The sequence below is a fragment of the Bacillus cereus group sp. MYBK15-3 genome (assembly GCF_051916765.1).
Lineage (GTDB): Bacteria > Bacillota > Bacilli > Bacillales > Bacillaceae_G > Bacillus_A > Bacillus_A cereus.
On the sequence record NZ_JBQAHG010000003.1, the window covers coordinates 527,689 to 546,525 of the forward strand.

The following is an 18,837-nucleotide window of genomic DNA, read 5'->3' on the forward strand; positions in this document are numbered from 1 at the left end:
AGGAGATGATTATGATGCATAAGGTATTAAAAGGAAATGACATAGAAAATAAAACACACATTTTATTTATAGGGGGATGGACAAAGCCTATACAAGATGCATTAGACAGTGGGTATACTGTTTCGTATATAGGATCTTACGCTAAACACATATATTTTGATGGGGCTATCTTAGAAAAATGTTTCTATAAAAAAGAATTAGACACGACAAACATACCCTTGTCTATATACTACGCTGAAGGATTATTCAAAGAGAAACCATTTGATGTGGTTGTATCTTTCAACGAAACAGCATTAGATACGGCTTGCATAATTGCAAAGATTTTTAATGTTAAAGGACCTTCTTACAATGCTAATATGATAACCCGTAATAAAGACATGATGCGTGAAATGCTAGCAGGTAAAGACTTTTCTATAGATTCGAAAGTTTGCAATAACATTAAAGGTATTAATGAATTTTTGAACAAAAAAGATAGGATTATAATAAAGCCCCCGATTGGCGCAGGTGGTAAAGGTGTATCTAAGCTAGACACGGGAGATGACGTAGAGGTATTTATTAAAGAGAATGGTATTCAACTACCTGTTTTAGTGGAAGAGTATATTGAAGGTGATATAGTTTATACGGTTGAAACCGTTTCTTATAACAAAAAACATTCTATACTAGCGATATCAGCTGAAGTATTTAAAGAAGATACGTTTATAATAAACTATACTATTATGCCAGCACCTATAGATGAATCTCAAAAACAATTAATTATGGAAAAAGTAATGCAATTTTTGGACGACATGCAAATGGAAAACGGCATTACTCATACAGAAGTAAAGATAGACAAACAAAATAAGCCAATAATTATAGAATCTCAAGTTAGAATAGGTGGCGGCAACATCTGGAAGATGGTGGAACTAACAACTGGCATTTCTCAATTTGGATACTATTATGATGCGTTAGCTACTGAGACTATAGATGAATTTAGATGTGTACCTTCAAAATGTCAAGCTATGTCTTTAAGTCTGATCCCAAAACCAGGTTGCATAAAAGAAATCAAGTATAAAGAGTTAACTAACATATCGGAGGTTGTATTAATTGATCTATTAGTAAAAGAGGGTGACACCATACCAACTATTGTAGATAGCACTCAACACAAAGGGTCTATAGTATTTACGGCTAATGATATAAAACATATGTACGAAGCTGCAGAGAGAATATGTAATAATATAACGTTTGTTTATCAGGATTTATCAGAATGGAAACCTTCTTTTAGAAAAAAATATAAAAATAAATGTGGAAAATGAATGGATCCAAATACCACTTCTTAAAAAAAGAAAAAATAATAAAGAAACCGAAACCCTTAAGCGGTGGGATTCGGTTTCTTACTACAATATTTAACTGCAATTAGGAAATGATTGTAAACTTTAAAAGGTAATCAGTAAGCTTTACAGTTTCTTTTTCACTCTTACTTTCTTCCTCAAATACCTTATTCTTTTTCTCTAACTTTTCAATTCTTCTTTTAATAGAAGCAATGACGGCGTTTTGATTGTTCTCGTTCCGTTTGGTTACACAGTGTGGTTTTACTAATCAGGCTTCTTTTTGTCACACTCTTGAAGTTAATTATATTTTTCTACGTACGAAATAAAAAGCTAAGGACCCCATAATAACAGGTGCAACAAAGTCAAAGAAATGCGAAAAATTAAAAGGAAAAAGAACAAGAAATGGTATAATTGTATAGAGAGCTGCTTGTCCTATAAATACAGGGACTCCAAATTGAAATTCTCTACATCGCTTGATTTTCCTGTATAACACTTCCCCGATTAGACAAGCTATAAGAGCTGGTATACTACCATAAGTGAAGATCGTTTTAATGAATCCTAATACAACGTTCGGGTGAATAAAGCTAGGATGAGAAATATATGAAATCAAGAACCATCCAAAAATAAAAGCAAACAGACTTGCAGCATAACTAATTACAAATTTTATCAACGTAATCATCCCCACAGTTTTCTAATATTAACTCCATTGTATGACATGAAATCCTATTATTGGTACCGAGAAAAAAGCGGATCCCTACTCTAAAATGCATCCACTCATCCTTCTATACTTGTTTTATTTTCTTTGCTCTAGCAAACTTCCAAAAAGCTGCAAGTAGTATGAGCAGCGGTATTCCCTGAATAAAGAGAAATCCTCCCAAAAAATAAAGTGCACGACTAACTAGAGGAGGCGCTGTTGTCGACTCGCCCGCAAAATAAGCCCCATAATTAGCTGCTACACCTGCATAATCAGCTATCCCACCTATAAGAAAAGCCGCTGGACTTATGATTAGATTTATTCCTAAACAGATCATTATTGAAGATAGGTTTTTAGCCTTAATTTTTGGTGAAACAGACAAGAAAAATAACAATATTGCAGTGCCGTCTATAAGAAGTAGTGTTATTACAAAAAAATTCCCATAATATCCCTCCATGATTTTAATTGTACCATCAGCAAGGACAACTTTGTGTAAATTTGGATGAATAGGGTCTTCATGTGAGGTTAACATAACGTCTCATTAACAGTAGTCAATGATGCATATAATTTTCGTTTTTGCTTTCTTATCTGAGCTGGATAGCGGTGGGGGGAGTCATAAATTGTGGAACACACTCTTAAGTTATTTGATATGAAAAAATGAAATTCTCCTTCTGTAATTTATTCAAATGACTCAATCTCCGCATCTTTTGAATGTCCTTCAATAAAACATAAGCAAAATAATTACCAATCCTATGCAAGAAAGTTAGGCTAGTTAATCGCATATGTTTTATGGAAGGGATGTGATGGAACTATGGAACGGCCGAATTGGGGAATTGGAGGATTAGTATTCGTTGGCTGTATGTTTCTTGGTGGAGGAGTGGGATCTATGTTAGGTAATGCCCAAACTGGATGGCTAATAGGAATGGGCGCTGGATTTCTTGGTATGGCTTTAACGAGACTGTTCAGAAAATAATGTAACTGAGATTCTTCTTCTGGTAAATAAGGAAATATGTAAGTAAGTCATGGCATAAGAGTTCTATAAATTATAGTTAGAATCTTCTCTTTTGTATTTGTCTTTTCTAAATTTCTCCATACATAGATATAATTCTCAAGTCGGAGGATGGCACCTTAGGGTGTCTTTTTTATGCTCTTTAAAAATGTCTTACCATTATAATAGCTGAGTTTTGCTTTCAGTCTCCGATGTCCATTAAGCATAAAATAAAAATTCTGCACCATTTAAACTCTGATAACAATTCATACGATCAAGAATAATTGAGTTAATAGCTTTCGGTAGATCGCCATCATTTTTTTATAATAGATTAGATTCATTGCCGTTTCAGACCTATGTATGAATTCATAATCTAATAGTAAAAGGAGGAATGATTAAAGGTATGGCGGTTAATGAGGAATCAATTTGTCAACAGTTTGCAAGAATCATTGGCGGTCAAGAAGGATTCGCTGGTGGGAAATGCGTGGCAACAATAAACCGTGATGAAATACGAGCCACAATCTTGGGAAAACGTTTTAGAGTAACAACTTCCTTTTCATTCGAATCACGAGACAATAAAACTGGACGAGCATTATGCCTAGGCCGAGTAGCACTCTTACAAAAAGAAGTCACTGAATTTGTGGCGACAATTATTAAACAAGGAATAATCGTTTCGTCTATACACAATGAGTGGTTATGTGATGATCCAAATTTAATTTACGTTAATATCGAAGACGTTGATGATCCACTAAATTTTGCAAGAAAAGTGAGAAGAGCGTTATGCACGTAATCAATTTCTTTAGTTAAACGAGTCATTATATTAAATTGAAAAGTTCAGCGTGTTGGATGGTTTTATAAAACGAAAGAAGGTGTTTCATATTTGGAATGCCTTTTCTTTATGTTTTCGTTACTAATGTGGGTGGTTAACTGATTACATGCTGTTTATCTTGCAACAGCAAGAACTGGACGAGGTATCTTTAAAGGTGTTTGACTGTCTATAGATACCGTATTTTATCAAATGTTGTTAGCATATCATAAAACGATAAGGGAAAAATCGCCTTCATACCAACCAATCAAAATCTTGAGGTACTATTCTTTATGTTGTAAGGTTCCACTATTATTTTCATCAATTACTCAACGTATTGCTTCGATGTTTTCTGGAGTCATTTTAATAAATCCTTGCTTTTCATGAGATAATACTTTTTGATGAGTCATTTTGTGCATGGCATTGATTATATGACGATTAGAATTGAGGTCAAGTATTACCTCTTCACCTTTAATTCTATCAGTCTGCTTTTCCTTAACTCCTGATTATATTAGCTTCAATAACATATGATCATTCTTAAGAATGTCATTGAAATGTACGAATAGATGTTAGTGCAGCAAAATAAATTGTGTTATGATATGAGGAAATATAAAGCTATGTAACGGAGGGAATAACATGCCGCATGTTGTGTTTCGTGGAATTACTACTGAACAATTAAAAAGCATAAGCAAGCCATTGGTAGAAGAACTCGCAGATATCTGTGAGTGTGGTACGGATAATTTCACCTTGGAACTACCAAGTTCTACGTTTGTATTCAATGGAGAAGAAATAGAAGCGTTTCCTCTTATTGAAGTGAAATGGTTCGAGCGTGGACAGGAAATTCGTGATCGATTTGCCAAGGCCATTACTACATATGTAATGGATTTTGGACTTCCAGAAGTAGAGGTTGTATTTACAGTTTTCACAGAATCAGCCTATTATATTAACGGGAAGCATTGTGCAAGTTAGAGTTATTAGAAAGATTTTTATAACACTAAGAAAAGAAATAGGAGAGGATATCCTATTTCTTTTTATTCCTATAATAAAATATGTTTCATTAAAAACAAGGGCCGGAATTCCGGCTCCTTTTCTATCCTAAAGTCTTACTTTATCTCTCCGTCTCAAAAAACTCAATCCACTCTCCATCAGGACCAGCGAAGAATATGTAACGTGTTCCATCTGGTAATGTTTCGATTTCTTCTCCTAGTAAAAAGGTTACTGCGTGTTTCTTCAGTCTTTCGATCTCATCCTCTAATGAATCCACTTTAAAGCAAATGTGATGTACTTTTCCTTCTGCCGGAAGAGAAGAGTTGTAGCCTTCAATGAGTTCTAGTATCGTTTCTTTTGATTCTTCTACACCTAAAAAAGCGAGTTTTAAGTCTGGATTCGGATGACCCATACGTTTCATGAGCTGTAAGCCGACTACTTCTTCATAAAATGAAATAGATGTTTCTAAGTTTGCAACCATAAGTCCGACGTGTTCAATTCTTCTAACTGGCATGTAGATTCCTTCTTTCTGAAAATTATATACAATATGTTATTGAAAATTAAGAAAATAAGCAAGATAAAAACCTTACAAATTTTAGCGTTTTATATGGTATAGTGAGAAAGTATGTTTGGGGAGAAGGAAGGAGATTATACGATGAATACAACTACTCAAACTCCTTCATTATCGGAAACGATGAAAGAGTGGCATTATGCATTAGCATATGAAATTAAACATTGGAAAACGATAGGTGGTAGTAAAATTTCTATCATGAATGGTCGTTTTTTATATACAGATTATGAAAGTACAGTATACGTATTTCAGCTTATTTCGGAAGTAAGCTTACCTGAAGGTTCACCCATTCGAATTGAGTTTGATGGTGAGGAAGCGACAGGAGAAGTATTGTCTGTACATGGATTAGAAATAGAACTGAAATTAAATGATTATATACAAGGTGAAATACGAGAAGCTGTTTTATATAGTGAACCGTGGCAACTTTTAGAGCAACTACAAGAGAGGTTGAAAGAAGCACGTAAAGATAAGCTGAAACGTAATCGTATAAAGCGTCTTGTTGATGGGACGAGCAGTCCGAAACATATTGAGAAGATGAAAAATCCGAAAAATGAATTGGCGTATCGTTCGTTTTACAATCCGACGACGTACGTATGGGGACCACCAGGAACAGGGAAGTCTTACAATTTATCACGTATTATTTCGGCGCATTATCAAAAAGGAAAATCGGTACTTGTATTAGCTCATAGTAATGCGGCAGTAGACGTATTAATGAGTGAAGTAACGAAGCAAATTGAGAAGAAAAAGAAATGGACGCCTGGCGAAATTGTTCGTTACGGTTATAGTCAACATGAACATATACGAAATCATGAAACGTTACTTGCGTCGAAGTTAGTTGAAACGACGAACGGATCTTGGGGTGAGGAAAGACTCTATTTAGAAGAGACACGACAAGATCTTCGTGAAAAAATCTTATCGTATAAAGCAACATCTGCTGATAAGAAGCGCATACAAGAGATTGAAAGTGATCTTCGAAAGCAAAAGGCTAAAATTAAAGAAGTAGAAAAAGAATATATTGAAAATGCAAAAGTAATCGGCGCAACTTTATCAAAATGTGCCATTGATTCACTTATTTATGAGCGCACATTTGATTTAGTTGTTGTAGATGAAGTAAGTATGGCATATGTTCCGCAAATTGCATTAGCTGCTTCACTTGGAAAACGTATCGTCGTTTGCGGTGACTTTTTACAGTTACCTCCAATTGCGATGGCAAATCATGAACTCGTTCGCAAATGGCTTGGGGAAGATATGTTTTACCATGCTGGGATTGTTGAGTCTGTTAATAAATCAGAAGCACACCCAAACCTATTTATGTTGCAGGAACAAAGACGTATGCATGCGGATATATCGAAGTTTACGAATTCGTTTATTTATAAAAATAGAGTATACGATCATCCGTCTGTTTCAGAGCGTAAAGAACTTGCGCAATTGCAGCCGTTCGCAAATGAAGCGAGTGTTTTATTTGATACGAGCCAAATGGGAGCTTTTTCGTTAAAAGATGCTGCTTCTGGTTCACGTTTTAACATTATGTCTGGTTTAGTAGCAATGCAAATGATGTTAATCGGATTGTTAGACGGTGTGCAATCAATTGGTATTGTGACACCTTACAGGGCGCAGTCACGCTTTTTAGCGACGTGTATTAGAGAAATGTTGCAGAGAACGAAATATCAAAACATACCAGTTTTAGCGGCGACAGTTCATAAGTTCCAAGGTTCTGAAAGAGATATGATGATCTTTGATACGGTTGACAGTTATCCGCAAGAACGACCTGGCGTATTATTCTTTGATCACAAAAACCATCGCCTCGTCAATGTAGCAGTGACAAGGGCGAGAGGGAAGTTCATTCAATTATCAGATTGCCATTATATGCGTAAAAACCTTTCGAGAAAACAAGCATTATCACAATTAACAGCTCATATAGAACGTCACGGAGATGTGTATGATCGCACGACATCAAGACAATTGTGGGAACGGAAAATTTCGAAACGTTTACGCTGGTTTATGGAAATGAATCTTGAAGAGCCGAAAGGGTTATTAAAAGATATTTTAGCCGCAAAACGAAAAATTATTATTTCACTTCCAAGTACAAAACAAGTGGATAAACGAGTATGGCAAGCGTTAATGCGTACAAATGCGCAAATAACAGTGTATAGTGATGGACCAGTTCCACTGAAAAATGTAAAGTTACAAAGACAAAATAAAGCATTCCCGTTTATCGTAATTGATGATGAAATCTTCTGGGCAGGCGCACCGCTTACATCTCAAATGATGTTTGAAGGTAGTACGGAATTTCCGTACGTATGTGCAAGACTGCAAGCACCTGAGACAATTGGTGTATTAAAAGGATTTTTAGATATTCGGTAAATTCGGATAGGAATTCCTTGACTTTTACTTGGAATGAACTTAGAATAAAAAATAATTTAATATAATTTTATGAAAATTCTTATCACGAGAGGTGGAGGGACTGGCCCTATGATACCTCGGCAGCGGATTCGTTATGAATACTGTGCCAATTCCAGCAAGGTAACTTGAAAGATAAGAAAGAAGCTCATTTTGACTGTATATACAGAAGCCTCTTTCTATCTTTTAGAAAGAGGCTTTTTTATGTGAAAATAAAAGGAGGAAGAAAAATGGGAGCGACAGGAGTAGCGTCACAAAGAAAAACAATTGAAGAGAGTATCGAAAGAAATAAGGAAAAGTACATAGAAACAAGTCATGATATTCATGCGAATCCGGAAATTGGTAACCAAGAGTTTTATGCATCTAGAACGTTAAGTTTATTGCTAGGCAGTGCAGGATTTCAGTTGCAGCACAATATAGCTGGACATGAAACGGGATTTATCGCGCGAAAAAGCTCTGGAAAACAAGGACCAGCAATCGCATTTTTAGCGGAGTACGACGCTTTACCAGGACTAGGCCATGCGTGTGGTCACAATTTAATCGGCACAATTAGCGTTGCAGCAGCAATTGCATTATCAGAAACGCTTGAAGAAATTGGCGGGGAAGTTGTCGTGTTCGGAACACCAGCTGAAGAAGGAGGACCGAACGGTAGCGCAAAATCGAGTTATGTAAAGGCAGGCTTATTTAAAAACATTGATGCGGCGCTTATGATTCATCCAAGCGGAAAGACAGCGACAACGAGTCCTTCACTAGCGGTCGATCCGCTTGATTTTCATTTTTACGGAAAAACAGCTCACGCTGCAGCTTCGCCAGAAGAAGGGATTAACGCATTAGATGCGGTTATTCAGCTCTATAACGGTATTAACGCACTTCGCCAACAACTTCCGTCAGACGTGAGAATTCATGGCGTCATTACAGAGGGAGGAAAAGCACCTAATATTATTCCTGACTATGCCGCAGCAAGATTCTTCATCCGTGCAGCAACGAGAAAAAGATGCGCGGAAGTAACAGAAAAAGTAAGAAACATTGCACAGGGAGCAGCATTAGCAACAGGTGCGAAAGTAAAAATCCATCAATTCCAAAATGAAATCGATGAATTACTCGTAACAAAAACATATAACGATATCGTAGCGGAAGAACTAGAACTATTAGGTGAAGATGTAAATCGTAAAGAAAGAGTAGGGATTGGTTCAACCGACGCAGGAAACGTAAGTCAAGTCGTACCGACAATTCATCCGTACATTAAAATCGGACCAGATGATTTAATTGCACATACGAATGAATTTAGAGAAGCAGCACGTTCAGAACTTGGAGATAAAGCATTAATTACATCGGCAAAAGTACTAGCGAATACGGCATATCGATTAATTACGGAAGAAGGGTTGTTAGAGAAGGTGAAGGAGGAGTTTAGAGAAGCGCAGAAGAATCAGGGGTAGATGGTTAAAGGGAGTGGGGGATCCACTCCCTTTCTTTTTTTTGTAACACTGATGCTAAGATTTTTTTGCAGTAAAATCAATGTTAGTGGAACTTTTTTAATTAAACTTTTTTAAAAATTAACATAAATACTTGCAATGTTTAAATTAGTACTATATAGTTCTAGTTATGACAAAGGTAAAATTAATGAATCAAAAACGTGTGATTGAAGTAGCTGCAACATTATTTTTAGAAAAAGGGTTTGCTTATACAAGTATGGATGAATTAGTACGTGTAAGCAAAGTTTCAAAGTCTAATGTGTATTATCACTTTTCTAATAAGGAAGTACTATTAGAAGGGGTCGTTGATTATTGGATTGAAATGTATCAATCTGCAATTGATGACATAATTTCTCAGAGCCAATTTTTAGTTGAAGATCGTATCCAACAGTTTTTAAAGCAATTATCACAAGGAGTTCAGTCGAGAGAGTATAAGGGGAGCTGTCCATTTATTACTCTTTATATTCAAAGTCCTAAACAGGCCACGCAAATAAAAGAAAAAATAGGTCTTTTTTTTACAGGATTACAAAAGAAAGTTTCTCTATTACTTAAACAAGGGGTAGAGAATGGAGAATTCAGAAATACGATTAATATTGATGAGGTTGCATCCCTTTTTCTTACAAATCTTGAAGGAGCGTTATTTATTTCAGAAACATTGAAGGATGCAACTGTAATTACGAAAACAGCAGATCATTTTTTAAAATTGCTTCGATAAAAGAAGCATTTTTTTTACATCGAATTAGTACTGAATAGTACTAAAAAGGAGATTTTATATGAGAACAGTATTTTTAACTGGTGGAACAGGCTTTATTGGAAAGCAATTAGTGAAAGAATTAGCCAAAGAGGATGTTAAAATTCTTCTTTTAGTGAGGTCGAAAAGTAAAGCAATACGCCTTTTTCAAGAAAGAGGCATCTTAAAAAAGGCAGTTATGCACTTTATTGAAGGTGATTTGACGAAAATAGATTTAGGTCTAAGTGCTGAAGATAAGGAGAGGGTGTTGAAAACGGATGTGATTATTCACGCAGGAGGCCCCATGGATATTCAAGCGACAAGTAAAGAGGCAGCTTCCGTATTTTTAAATGGCGCGAAACATATTAGTGAATTAGCTAAAAGTATTCATCAATTGAAGGGCTTGCAACAATTTATTCATGTTGTAGGTTATATGAGCCCCTTTGATGATAAAAATAGCAAGATTGCAATTGATGTGTTTAAAGAAGGAAACAGTTATTTGAAAATAAAAAATCCATATGAGAGAACAAAATTTTTAGCAGATCTTTATATCCGTCAACAGGCATCAGCAGTAGGTTATCCGCTTTCTGTAATTAATCCACCAACTGTAGTCGGTAGTAGTAAAACAGGGAGTACAGAGCAGATAGCAGGATTAGGTTTGCTTGTGATGAGTATGCGAAGAGGGCTCATGCCAGTGATTCCTGGAGGTAAGGGATATAGGTTACCACTTATTTCAAACGATGAGTTTGCGAAGTTTATTGTGCAGGTTTTCAGGTTGGAGCAACCGACTATTCAAACATATACACTTGTTGAAGACAAACAGCACGATCAGAACATTGCTGAATTATTAAGTATTATGTCAGAAAGTATGAATATGAGGGCACCAAAAATCTCTGTCCCAATGCCACTTATGAAAGCAATTATGAATAGTGGAGTAAGTAAAATAACAAAAATTCCTTCTGATGGACTGAATTTTATTACAAAACGAAAATTTTCAAATGTTTCAGCGAAAAAAATTATGGGAGGAGATTGGTTTAAGGAGACGAGTGTAATGAAATTTTTCCCTGCCGTAGTAGCTGATCTGGATTATCGAATGATGTATCAATATGGCCAGCATAATCATGTATTTAAACGAACATTATGCGATAACAATACCCTTTACCAATTACAAGGAGAGGGTAAACCGTTTATATTATTACATGGTTTATTGAGTGATGGAGAGGATTTATTTCCTTTAGCACAAGAGCTTCATAAAAAAACTGGTCAACCTGTATGGATCTTGGATCTTCCAGGTTTGGGACGTTCTCCCTTTAAACGGGAGAAAAATCTTCTAGATATCTATTTGAATGTAGTGAAAAAGTTATTGGAGAAAGCTGTGAATGGTGCACATCTAATTGGCCATTCATTCGGTGCGTTTATTCTTCTAGAAGCATTGGTAAAAGAGTACATAGATAAGAAGTATGCAATCACTTTACTTCAGCCACCTGTTGCTAAAAAAAATGCTAAATCGCTAAATGTTCCTCAATTTATGAACAAATGGACATTAAAATTGGCAACTACTAATTTGATAGGGCGTTATTTATTAAGTAATGGTTTGTTTGAAAGTATGGAGAGCATCCCTGAACATTATATTGAAAAAATAAGTAACAGTTTTACTTCCCCTAGAATTTTAAATACTACGGTTCAGCTTAACAGTTTACTACTGAAAAACGATCAAGGTGATTTCAATGAAGTAACAAAGTATAATCTTCACATTATTTGGGGGGATTATGACAGAGGTTATTCTGCTCCATCGCATCTTGGTAAGGTTGATTTTGTTCCATATGGCCATCATTTTCCTCTTAGCCATCCGAGTGAAACGGCAACATTAGTAATAAAAAATAGTAATACTAGCATATGAGAGTGTGGGATAAATAAAAAATGTGTAGTAAGAACGTTGTGTCTTTGAAATAAAATCGTACTGTTTGTGGTCCCGCGAACAAGACGCGAATTTTGCACGCTAAGCAAAAAAATACAATAAGCTGCCCATATGGACAGCTTATTTACATAATTTTCGAAAGCGGAAGTAACTACACTATATTTTTTAACTGTTGTTAACAGTACAAGTTAACTTTTCTAATACTTGAGCTACACCATCTTCATCATTAGTGTCGGTAATAAAATATGCAATATCTTTTAGTTCAGGTATTGCATTTCCCATAGCAATTGGAAAACCACATGCATAGAATAGCTCTAAATCATTCCAATCGTCTCCAAAGACCATTACGTCACTTATAGGGATATTATTTTGAATGCAGATTTCCTTTATAGCTTGTTCTTTAGAAACACCTTTTGCCATAATTTGCGTTAAAGTTCCTGCATCGGTACATATTGTATTTACTTTGTGTTCAAACTGTTTTTGTAACTTTTCATGATGAGAATATTGTGAAATTAATAATTTTGAAGCATTAACTTTTTTTAATTCATTTAAGGAAATTACAGTTGGATTTACATCTGTATTCATGGCTTTTTTATAATCTAATGTTTTATTACTGTACCATGTATCTTCTGATTCAACGGAAAGACATGCATCAGCTTGGTAAGTAATAACAAATTCTATAATTTCACTTGTGATAGCTGAATCAATTGGATAATGTTGTCTATAATCTAATGCTTTATTCACTATCAAAGCCCCATTGTAATAAACCATAGTTGCAATGTTTTGAAGTTCATGAGGAAGAAAATCTTTAACTGATCGTGGCGGTCTTGCTGTAGCAAAAATAACTATGATTCCTTGTTCATGAGCTGTTAAAATGGCTTTTTTATTTCTTTCAGACACTTCTTTTTTTGAATTTAATAAGGTTCCATCGAGATCCAAAACAATTGTTTTAACATTTTTTATTAGTTCCATATGATATCTCCTAGTTTAAAAATATTGTTACTTCTTTATATGTTCTATATTGAGTTATAAAATCCTGTATATCTTATACATGCTTGGTTAACATAACATCCCATTATCGGTAGCAAGTTTTTCATAGCATCCTTATTTTTACTAAATTTTTTGTCTCTATGTCTATCTATCTCTTATACAAGATTTTATACATCATTGATATAGCGGGGATTCTAGGGTCTTCGCTATTCTTTTTTGCATAAAATCTTGTATAGAAAAGTAGTTAGACTAGTGTGTTTTACTTCGGTCTATTTCAAAATATAATTGAAAATTCATCTTTAAATTAAAAAAAAGTGTTACCTATATATATTAATAACTTCGAAATATTGTATAACAGATAATTTTTATTGTGCTAACGAATCAGGATAGTGTGGCGACTGACCAACTAAATAGTTGCTTATTCTCGATTATTAGAAGGGAAGTTCTATCATTTCGCGAATTGATTAGACATAGACGAGTCCTATAATTTTCTATATATACATAAAGAGGTGACTACGTATGAATCAAAGACCGTCAGAAGAAGAATACGCCGGGAGCTCCGGTGAATATATCCGTTTGGTGCCGGACGGTAATATCATCGATATTCTGTTCGCCCAGGAAAAGCAAATGATCGAGCTACTGGCATCGTTGACCGAAAGCCAGGCCGCATATCGGTATGCGGAAGGAAAATGGACGCTGAAAGAAGTCGTGGGCCACATTGCAGACGCGGAACGCGTCATGACCTACCGCCTGCTCCGGTTCGCAAGAGGGGACCAGACGCCCCTGACTGGTTTCGATCAGGAATTGTTCATGCCCCCTTTCGGAAGTTGGACAACTGAGCAATTGGCCGAAGACTACCGGGCTGTACGGCAATCAACGATCACATTGCTGCGCGGGCTACCGGCGGAGGCGTGGACCCGCAAGGGCACAGCCAACAACCTAAGCATTACGGCGCGCGCCCTCGCGTACGGCATCGCAGGACACGAACTTCATCACATGGGGGTCATCCGAAACCGGTACTTGAGTTAATCGTCGGCTGAGGCCTTTTGAATGGAACTAACACCTTTCATACAATCTTAGATACCGTTCTTATTGGGGCCCGCCCCACAACCATCAACTTAAGGATTTAGACTATTTTTGAAATTGAAAGCACGTTACTATTCTCTTATGTTAATGAGAAAGGGTGACGTGCTTTTTATGATTATGCACTAAAAACAAGAGTTATCTTTATTTGCCGAAGAGTTATATCGATTTTTCTCATTTTGGGGTATTTGTTTTTCTTAGATTGATGGTGATGGGGCACTACTCTATAATGATCAAATTAAAATTTAAAATAGTTATAGAGACTCCATTTCTCGGAAATATTGTAACTATTAAGTTGTAAAAAGATATAATGGGAGGAAGTTTTTCTAAATCAAAAAAATTGATTAATAAGTTGCATAATAAACTCACTAGCGTATATACTATAAACATCAAAAAAAGTTGATGAAGGGAAGTGAACTACAGTGGCACAAAATTTTCAGTTATATGAGAAAAAGTTTAAAGCGTTGGCTGATCAAAAACGTTTAGAAATCATGTATGAACTTTGCCAGCGAGGCCAGACTTGTGTATGTGATTTAACAGAGATTTTTGAAATGACGCAATCTAAATTGTCCTATCATTTAAAGATTTTATTAGATGCAGGTTTAATTGTAAAAGAAACAAAAGGTACGTGGAGTTATTATGATTTAAATGATGCGGAAGTGAATAATTTGTTATCAGAAGAGTTGTGCTGTATCTTTAGAAAAACAGGCAAAGGTAGTTGTTGTTAAAATTTTGCGTTATTAATCAAAAAAAATTGATTAATAACATATAAAGAGGAGGAATAAGCTATGAGATATGTTCATGTCGGTATAAATGTTACGGATTTAGAGAAGTCTATTGAATTCTACGAAAAGGTATTTTGTGTGTCACCAGTTAAGGTGAAAGTAGATTATGCAAAATTTTTATTAGAGACGCCAGGACTTAATTTCACGCTAAACGTACGAGATGAAGTGAAGGGAAATCAGGTAAATCATTTCGGTTTCCAAGTGGATACAGCTGAAGAAATTACGTTACATAAAGAAAGATTAGAAAAAGAAGGTTTCTTTGCGCGTGATGAGATGGATACGACTTGTTGCTATGCGGTTCAAGATAAGTTTTGGGTAACGGATCCTGATGGGAACGAGTGGGAATTCTTTTATACAAAAGCACAGAGTGATGTTCATAAAATAGAAGAGGCACCTTGTTGCAAGACTTCTAACGTAGTAGAACAAAATTCTTGTTGTTAATAGGAGATGGAAAATAAAATGAAACGTTTATCTTTTCTAGATCGATATTTAACACTATGGATTTTTCTAGCTATGGCTGTTGGGATTGGTTTAGGGTTTGTATTTCCTAGTGTAGTAGACGGATTGAATACATTACAAGTTGGAACAACGTCTATCCCGCTAGCTGTTGGTTTAATTGTCATGATGTATCCACCGTTAGCGAAAGTTCGTTACGAGGAAATGGGCCGCGTATTTAAAGATGTAAAAGTATTGGTTTTATCTTTAGTACAAAACTGGATTATTGGACCTGTACTTATGTTTGTTTTAGCAATTATTTTTCTTCCTGATAAGCCAGAATACATGGTCGGACTCATTATGATTGGTTTAGCACGTTGTATTGCAATGGTAATTGTTTGGAACGATCTTGCAGATGGGGATAAAGAGTATGCAGCAGGTTTAGTGGCTTTTAACTCAGTATTTCAAATGTTATTCTTCTCCGTTTATGCATACGTGTTTGTAACAGTCATTCCAGAATGGTTAGGGATTGAAGGGGCTATTGTCGATATTACAATGGGAGAAGTAGCGAAATCAGTATTTATCTATTTGGGAATTCCTTTTATAGCAGGCATGTTAACACGTTTTGTACTCGTTAAGTTAAAAGGAAGAGAATGGTATGAAAAGGTGTTTATACCGAAGATTAGTCCACTTACATTACTTGCATTATTATTTACAATCATCATTATGTTCTCTTTAAAAGGGGAGATGATTGTTAGCGTACCATTAGATGTGGTAAGAATAGCGATTCCGTTATTAATCTATTTTATTGTAATGTTTTTTGTATCTTTCTTTATGGGAAGAAAAATTGGTGCAAACTATCCGGTGACGACAACGTTAGCATTTACAGCAGGTAGTAATAACTTTGAGTTAGCAATTGCTGTAGCAGTTGGGGTGTTTGGTATTCATTCAGGCGCAGCATTTGCAGCAGTTATCGGACCATTAGTTGAAGTACCTGTAATGATTGCACTTGTAAACGTTGCTTTTTGGTTTAAACGTAAATATTTTAATGACCAACCAGTCTAAATATAAAATAAAGGTGGAAAATACCATGGAAAACAAAAAGACAATCTATTTCTTATGTACGGGAAATTCATGCCGAAGCCAAATGGCAGAAGCGTGGGGTAAACAATATTTAGGGGATAAGTGGAATGTGTATTCTGCAGGAATTGAAGCACATGGAGTAAATCCAAACGCAATTAAAGCAATGAACGAAGTAAATATCGACATAACAAATCAAACATCAGATATAATTGATGCAAACATTTTAAATAGTGCTGATTTAGTCGTTACGCTGTGTAGTCATGCGGATTCTGTTTGTCCATCTACTCCGCCGCATGTAAATCGTGTTCATTGGGGATTTGATGATCCAGCAGGAAAAGAGTGGTCTGAATTTCAACGTGTTCGTGATGAAATTGGTGAACGTATAAAGCGATTCTCTGAAACAGGGGAGTAAATAAAGGAAAGAGTCAATCTTCTATCTTATAGGGGATTGGCTCTTTTTTTATTGTACATAGTCATGACTGTATTGGTTCGCATAAATTACCGGAAAATAGAGGGTATTCTATTGAATTGATAAAATTAGAAATCTATTTAATCATGTAGGTGTTCACAAATAATAAATTCATTTAAAAGATAATATAGTTGTTTAGAATTAGAGATGGTATGATGAATAATTACAATATCTTCCTTGTTTTATGTATAATTTAATAAAGGGTAGTATATTAGCGCAAGGGGGAGAATGATGGATAAGTTGTTACAAGAAATTATAAATTGGTTAAGGATGAGCGATGAAAAAATTGTTATTGGTATTTCAGGACATGGTGCAGCTGGAAAAACAACGTTTGCTAATAGACTCGTAAATCTACTAAATCAAAATGAAGCAAATTATATTAATACAGATCCTTACATTGTCAGTTCAGATATCCGTAAGCATGCAGTGATTCACTATACATATCAAAATGAAAATCATCGTTATAAAATGACAGCTTGTCATCCAGTGGCACACCATTTGGAAGCTTTAGAAAGAGATATTCAGATGGTTAGAGCTGGGCTAGATTTTTATACGATAGATACGCATTATATGAAAAGTAAGTTGATTTCTTCGAAAAATAAAGTAACGATTGTGGAGGGAATGAGTGCCGCATTTATTAACCCTGATTTATTTGATTTGAAAATTTATTTTTATACAGATGGCGAAACGGAACTAATGAGAAGATCAAGCCGGGATATAGCTGAAAGGGGAGCGGATATAAGTTATTTAAGGCAGTCTCATGAAGAACGACGGATTCAATATGAAGTATTTATGCATTCGTATAGTCAGCGTTTTGATATCATTATCAAAACTTCTGATGAAACAATATGTTTAGAAAAGAATACATTTGAGTTTTATAAAATTTAAATGAAAATCCTCACTTTGTTAATTACATTATGACGGTTAATTTTTCTTACGGAGTACTTGTATTAAACAAATGTATTATTTAATCAATAATACATTCATTATGAAATATCTAAATTTAAAAAAAGATTTAGTAGCCTTCTTTCATCTATATAGATAGAAGGCTACTGTAATTTTTGCATGAAAGGAGAATAGAATGAAACACATAATAAAAGACATATTAATAAATTATTTTAAAGAAATTCATTCACTAGCAGTGGAAGAAGAATTGTATAAGGATAGGTGGAATACGGATCTGCATTATAAAATAATGGTAAATGGAAAGCAATATTCCGCAAGATTTATAAATAGCAAGCGAACAATCAATCCAGCCTTTGGGGCGTTATCAAACGAACAACTGATAGAGCAAGTACGGTTTACCTATTATTTACGCGAACATGAAATTCCTTTTATGCAGATAAACAAGAATAGGGCAGGAGAGCCATTTACACTTGTCGCTTGGAATGATGAACAATACCGATTTGTATTGTCTAATTGGATTGAGGGAGAACATATTACGCATTGCACAGAAAACATTGTAGAAGCCTTCGGAAAGGAAGCAAGAAAGATTCATGATATTTCTTGCGCATTTCAAAGCTCGATTTTTCAAAAGATATCTCATTTGGATGGGTATGTTGAGTTTATTAATATGTTAGAAAGTAGGGCAAGCGCATGTAAGGAATTGCGGGAGTATATAGATCTTGCTAAATATCATATAGAGTGCGCATATACGAGTGAACTAGAATTTATCGTACAAACAGATTTAAATCCTTTGAATGTTTTATGGGGCTCAAGTCAAAAGGTAAAAGGAATTGTGGATTTTGAATCTATTAGTTATGTTGACCGCATTGAAGGACTAGCCTTTTTAATAAAATGGTATTCTCGAACAGAAGGAGTACAGTCTCATGAGGTGTGTTCGAAGGTTGCTAGTTCATTTTTAGTAGGGTATAAGGCCCATAATATTTTAACACCAAATGATTATAAGAGATTTTCTTCCTTGTTATGGTTATCCGGTAGTTTGAATTGGAATTTTGTGAAGAAAACGCTAGGTGTAATAAGTGATGAGAGGGAATTAGAAGAACATTTGGAAGTTTATAGAGTGAGGGGAGAAAGACTATCTTCATTATTAACGTGTACATAACATGTATTCTCCTAGTCTGGGACTCAAATAAGAAACCATAGGATGTGTTCTAAAA

The 18,837-nt window shown here is 35.1% G+C and carries 19 protein-coding genes, 1 pseudogene and 1 riboswitch; of the genes and pseudogenes, 15 read left to right on the forward strand and 5 right to left on the reverse strand.

What is annotated here, in order from left to right; genetic code table 11:
* Positions 1-14 precede the first annotated feature (14 nt).
* Complete coding sequence (locus ACTFR8_RS16905) at positions 15-1,292, forward strand: ATP-grasp domain-containing protein (RefSeq protein WP_252209605.1); 1,278 nt, start codon at positions 15-17, stop codon at positions 1,290-1,292.
* 316 nt (positions 1,293-1,608) lie between these two features.
* On the opposite strand, the gene ACTFR8_RS16910 is transcribed toward ACTFR8_RS16905, so the two are convergent.
* A complete protein-coding gene (locus ACTFR8_RS16910; protein WP_030026376.1) occupies positions 1,609-1,986 on the reverse strand; it encodes a hypothetical protein in 378 nt (125 codons plus the stop codon).
* Between the two features lie 103 nt (positions 1,987-2,089).
* Positions 2,090-2,458 carry a hypothetical protein gene (locus tag ACTFR8_RS16915; RefSeq protein ID WP_033685804.1) on the reverse strand — a complete coding sequence of 123 codons (369 nt, stop codon included), beginning with the start codon at positions 2,456-2,458 and terminating at the stop codon, positions 2,090-2,092.
* Between the two features lie 354 nt (positions 2,459-2,812).
* Between ACTFR8_RS16915 and ACTFR8_RS16920 the strand changes: the two genes are divergently transcribed.
* Positions 2,813-2,974 (forward strand): hypothetical protein, encoded by a 162-nt coding sequence (locus ACTFR8_RS16920; protein WP_000441008.1) that lies wholly within the window; start codon positions 2,813-2,815, stop codon positions 2,972-2,974.
* A gap of 418 nt (positions 2,975-3,392) precedes the next feature.
* Positions 3,393-3,779, forward strand: coding sequence for a DUF1259 domain-containing protein (locus tag ACTFR8_RS16925; protein WP_001986336.1), 387 nt, complete (start codon positions 3,393-3,395; stop codon positions 3,777-3,779).
* A 302-nt stretch (positions 3,780-4,081) separates the two neighbouring features.
* Here ACTFR8_RS16925 and ACTFR8_RS16930 read toward each other — a convergent pair.
* Positions 4,082-4,300, reverse strand: a pseudogene (locus tag ACTFR8_RS16930) (DUF6241 domain-containing protein); the annotation flags it as partial.
* Positions 4,301-4,430: 130 nt separating this feature from the next.
* On the opposite strand from ACTFR8_RS16930, the gene ACTFR8_RS16935 reads away from it, so the two are divergent.
* Positions 4,431-4,763 carry a DUF1904 family protein gene (locus ACTFR8_RS16935; protein WP_001120970.1) on the forward strand — a complete coding sequence of 111 codons (333 nt, stop codon included), beginning with the start codon at positions 4,431-4,433 and terminating at the stop codon, positions 4,761-4,763.
* 139 nt (positions 4,764-4,902) lie between these two features.
* Here the strand turns inward: ACTFR8_RS16935 and ACTFR8_RS16940 are convergent, their stop codons facing one another.
* A complete protein-coding gene (locus ACTFR8_RS16940; RefSeq protein ID WP_001145284.1) occupies positions 4,903-5,295 on the reverse strand; it encodes a VOC family protein in 393 nt (130 codons plus the stop codon).
* A gap of 111 nt (positions 5,296-5,406) precedes the next feature.
* On the opposite strand from ACTFR8_RS16940, the gene ACTFR8_RS16945 reads away from it, so the two are divergent.
* From ACTFR8_RS16945 to ACTFR8_RS16960, 4 genes are all read left to right on the forward strand, one after another.
* On the forward strand, positions 5,407-7,716 hold the full coding sequence (locus tag ACTFR8_RS16945; protein WP_044584628.1) for an AAA domain-containing protein: 2,310 nt from the start codon (positions 5,407-5,409) through the stop codon (positions 7,714-7,716).
* Positions 7,717-7,792: 76 nt separating this feature from the next.
* Positions 7,793-7,894, forward strand: a riboswitch (SAM riboswitch).
* An 88-nt stretch (positions 7,895-7,982) separates the two neighbouring features.
* A complete protein-coding gene (locus tag ACTFR8_RS16950; RefSeq protein ID WP_044584627.1) occupies positions 7,983-9,188 on the forward strand; it encodes a M20 family metallopeptidase in 1,206 nt (401 codons plus the stop codon).
* Between the two features lie 184 nt (positions 9,189-9,372).
* The gene (locus ACTFR8_RS16955; protein WP_252209604.1) at positions 9,373-9,939 is read left to right on the forward strand and encodes a TetR/AcrR family transcriptional regulator; all 567 of its coding nucleotides are present in this window, start codon (positions 9,373-9,375) and stop codon (positions 9,937-9,939) included.
* Between the two features lie 58 nt (positions 9,940-9,997).
* Positions 9,998-11,854 (forward strand): alpha/beta fold hydrolase, encoded by a 1,857-nt coding sequence (locus tag ACTFR8_RS16960; RefSeq protein ID WP_001261141.1) that lies wholly within the window; start codon positions 9,998-10,000, stop codon positions 11,852-11,854.
* Positions 11,855-12,037: 183 nt separating this feature from the next.
* Here ACTFR8_RS16960 and ACTFR8_RS16965 read toward each other — a convergent pair whose 3' ends face one another.
* Positions 12,038-12,844: a Cof-type HAD-IIB family hydrolase gene (locus ACTFR8_RS16965; protein ID WP_000420192.1), complete on the reverse strand. Its 807-nt coding sequence runs from the start codon at positions 12,842-12,844 to the stop codon at positions 12,038-12,040.
* A 537-nt stretch (positions 12,845-13,381) separates the two neighbouring features.
* On the opposite strand from ACTFR8_RS16965, the gene ACTFR8_RS16970 reads away from it, so the two are divergent.
* The 7 genes from ACTFR8_RS16970 to ACTFR8_RS17000 all read left to right on the forward strand — a co-directional run bounded on the left by ACTFR8_RS16970 (position 13,382) and on the right by ACTFR8_RS17000 (position 18,782).
* Positions 13,382-13,891 carry a DinB family protein gene (locus ACTFR8_RS16970; protein ID WP_001076307.1) on the forward strand — a complete coding sequence of 170 codons (510 nt, stop codon included), beginning with the start codon at positions 13,382-13,384 and terminating at the stop codon, positions 13,889-13,891.
* A 476-nt stretch (positions 13,892-14,367) separates the two neighbouring features.
* Entirely contained in the window at positions 14,368-14,673 is a 306-nt protein-coding gene (gene arsR, locus ACTFR8_RS16975) for an arsenical resistance operon transcriptional regulator ArsR (protein ID WP_000068188.1), read from the forward strand.
* A 60-nt stretch (positions 14,674-14,733) separates the two neighbouring features.
* Positions 14,734-15,171: an ArsI/CadI family heavy metal resistance metalloenzyme gene (locus tag ACTFR8_RS16980; RefSeq protein WP_001270987.1), complete on the forward strand. Its 438-nt coding sequence runs from the start codon at positions 14,734-14,736 to the stop codon at positions 15,169-15,171.
* Between the two features lie 18 nt (positions 15,172-15,189).
* Positions 15,190-16,230: an ACR3 family arsenite efflux transporter gene (arsB, locus tag ACTFR8_RS16985; RefSeq protein WP_000826557.1), complete on the forward strand. Its 1,041-nt coding sequence runs from the start codon at positions 15,190-15,192 to the stop codon at positions 16,228-16,230.
* A gap of 25 nt (positions 16,231-16,255) precedes the next feature.
* Positions 16,256-16,660, forward strand: a complete 405-nt coding sequence (gene arsC / locus ACTFR8_RS16990; RefSeq protein ID WP_000428354.1) for an arsenate reductase (thioredoxin) — start codon at positions 16,256-16,258, stop codon at positions 16,658-16,660.
* A gap of 288 nt (positions 16,661-16,948) precedes the next feature.
* Positions 16,949-17,605 carry a uridine kinase family protein gene (locus ACTFR8_RS16995; RefSeq protein WP_000359533.1) on the forward strand — a complete coding sequence of 219 codons (657 nt, stop codon included), beginning with the start codon at positions 16,949-16,951 and terminating at the stop codon, positions 17,603-17,605.
* Positions 17,606-17,798: 193 nt separating this feature from the next.
* Positions 17,799-18,782 (forward strand): phosphotransferase, encoded by a 984-nt coding sequence (locus ACTFR8_RS17000; RefSeq protein ID WP_000680472.1) that lies wholly within the window; start codon positions 17,799-17,801, stop codon positions 18,780-18,782.
* Positions 18,783-18,837: the final 55 nt, after the last annotated feature.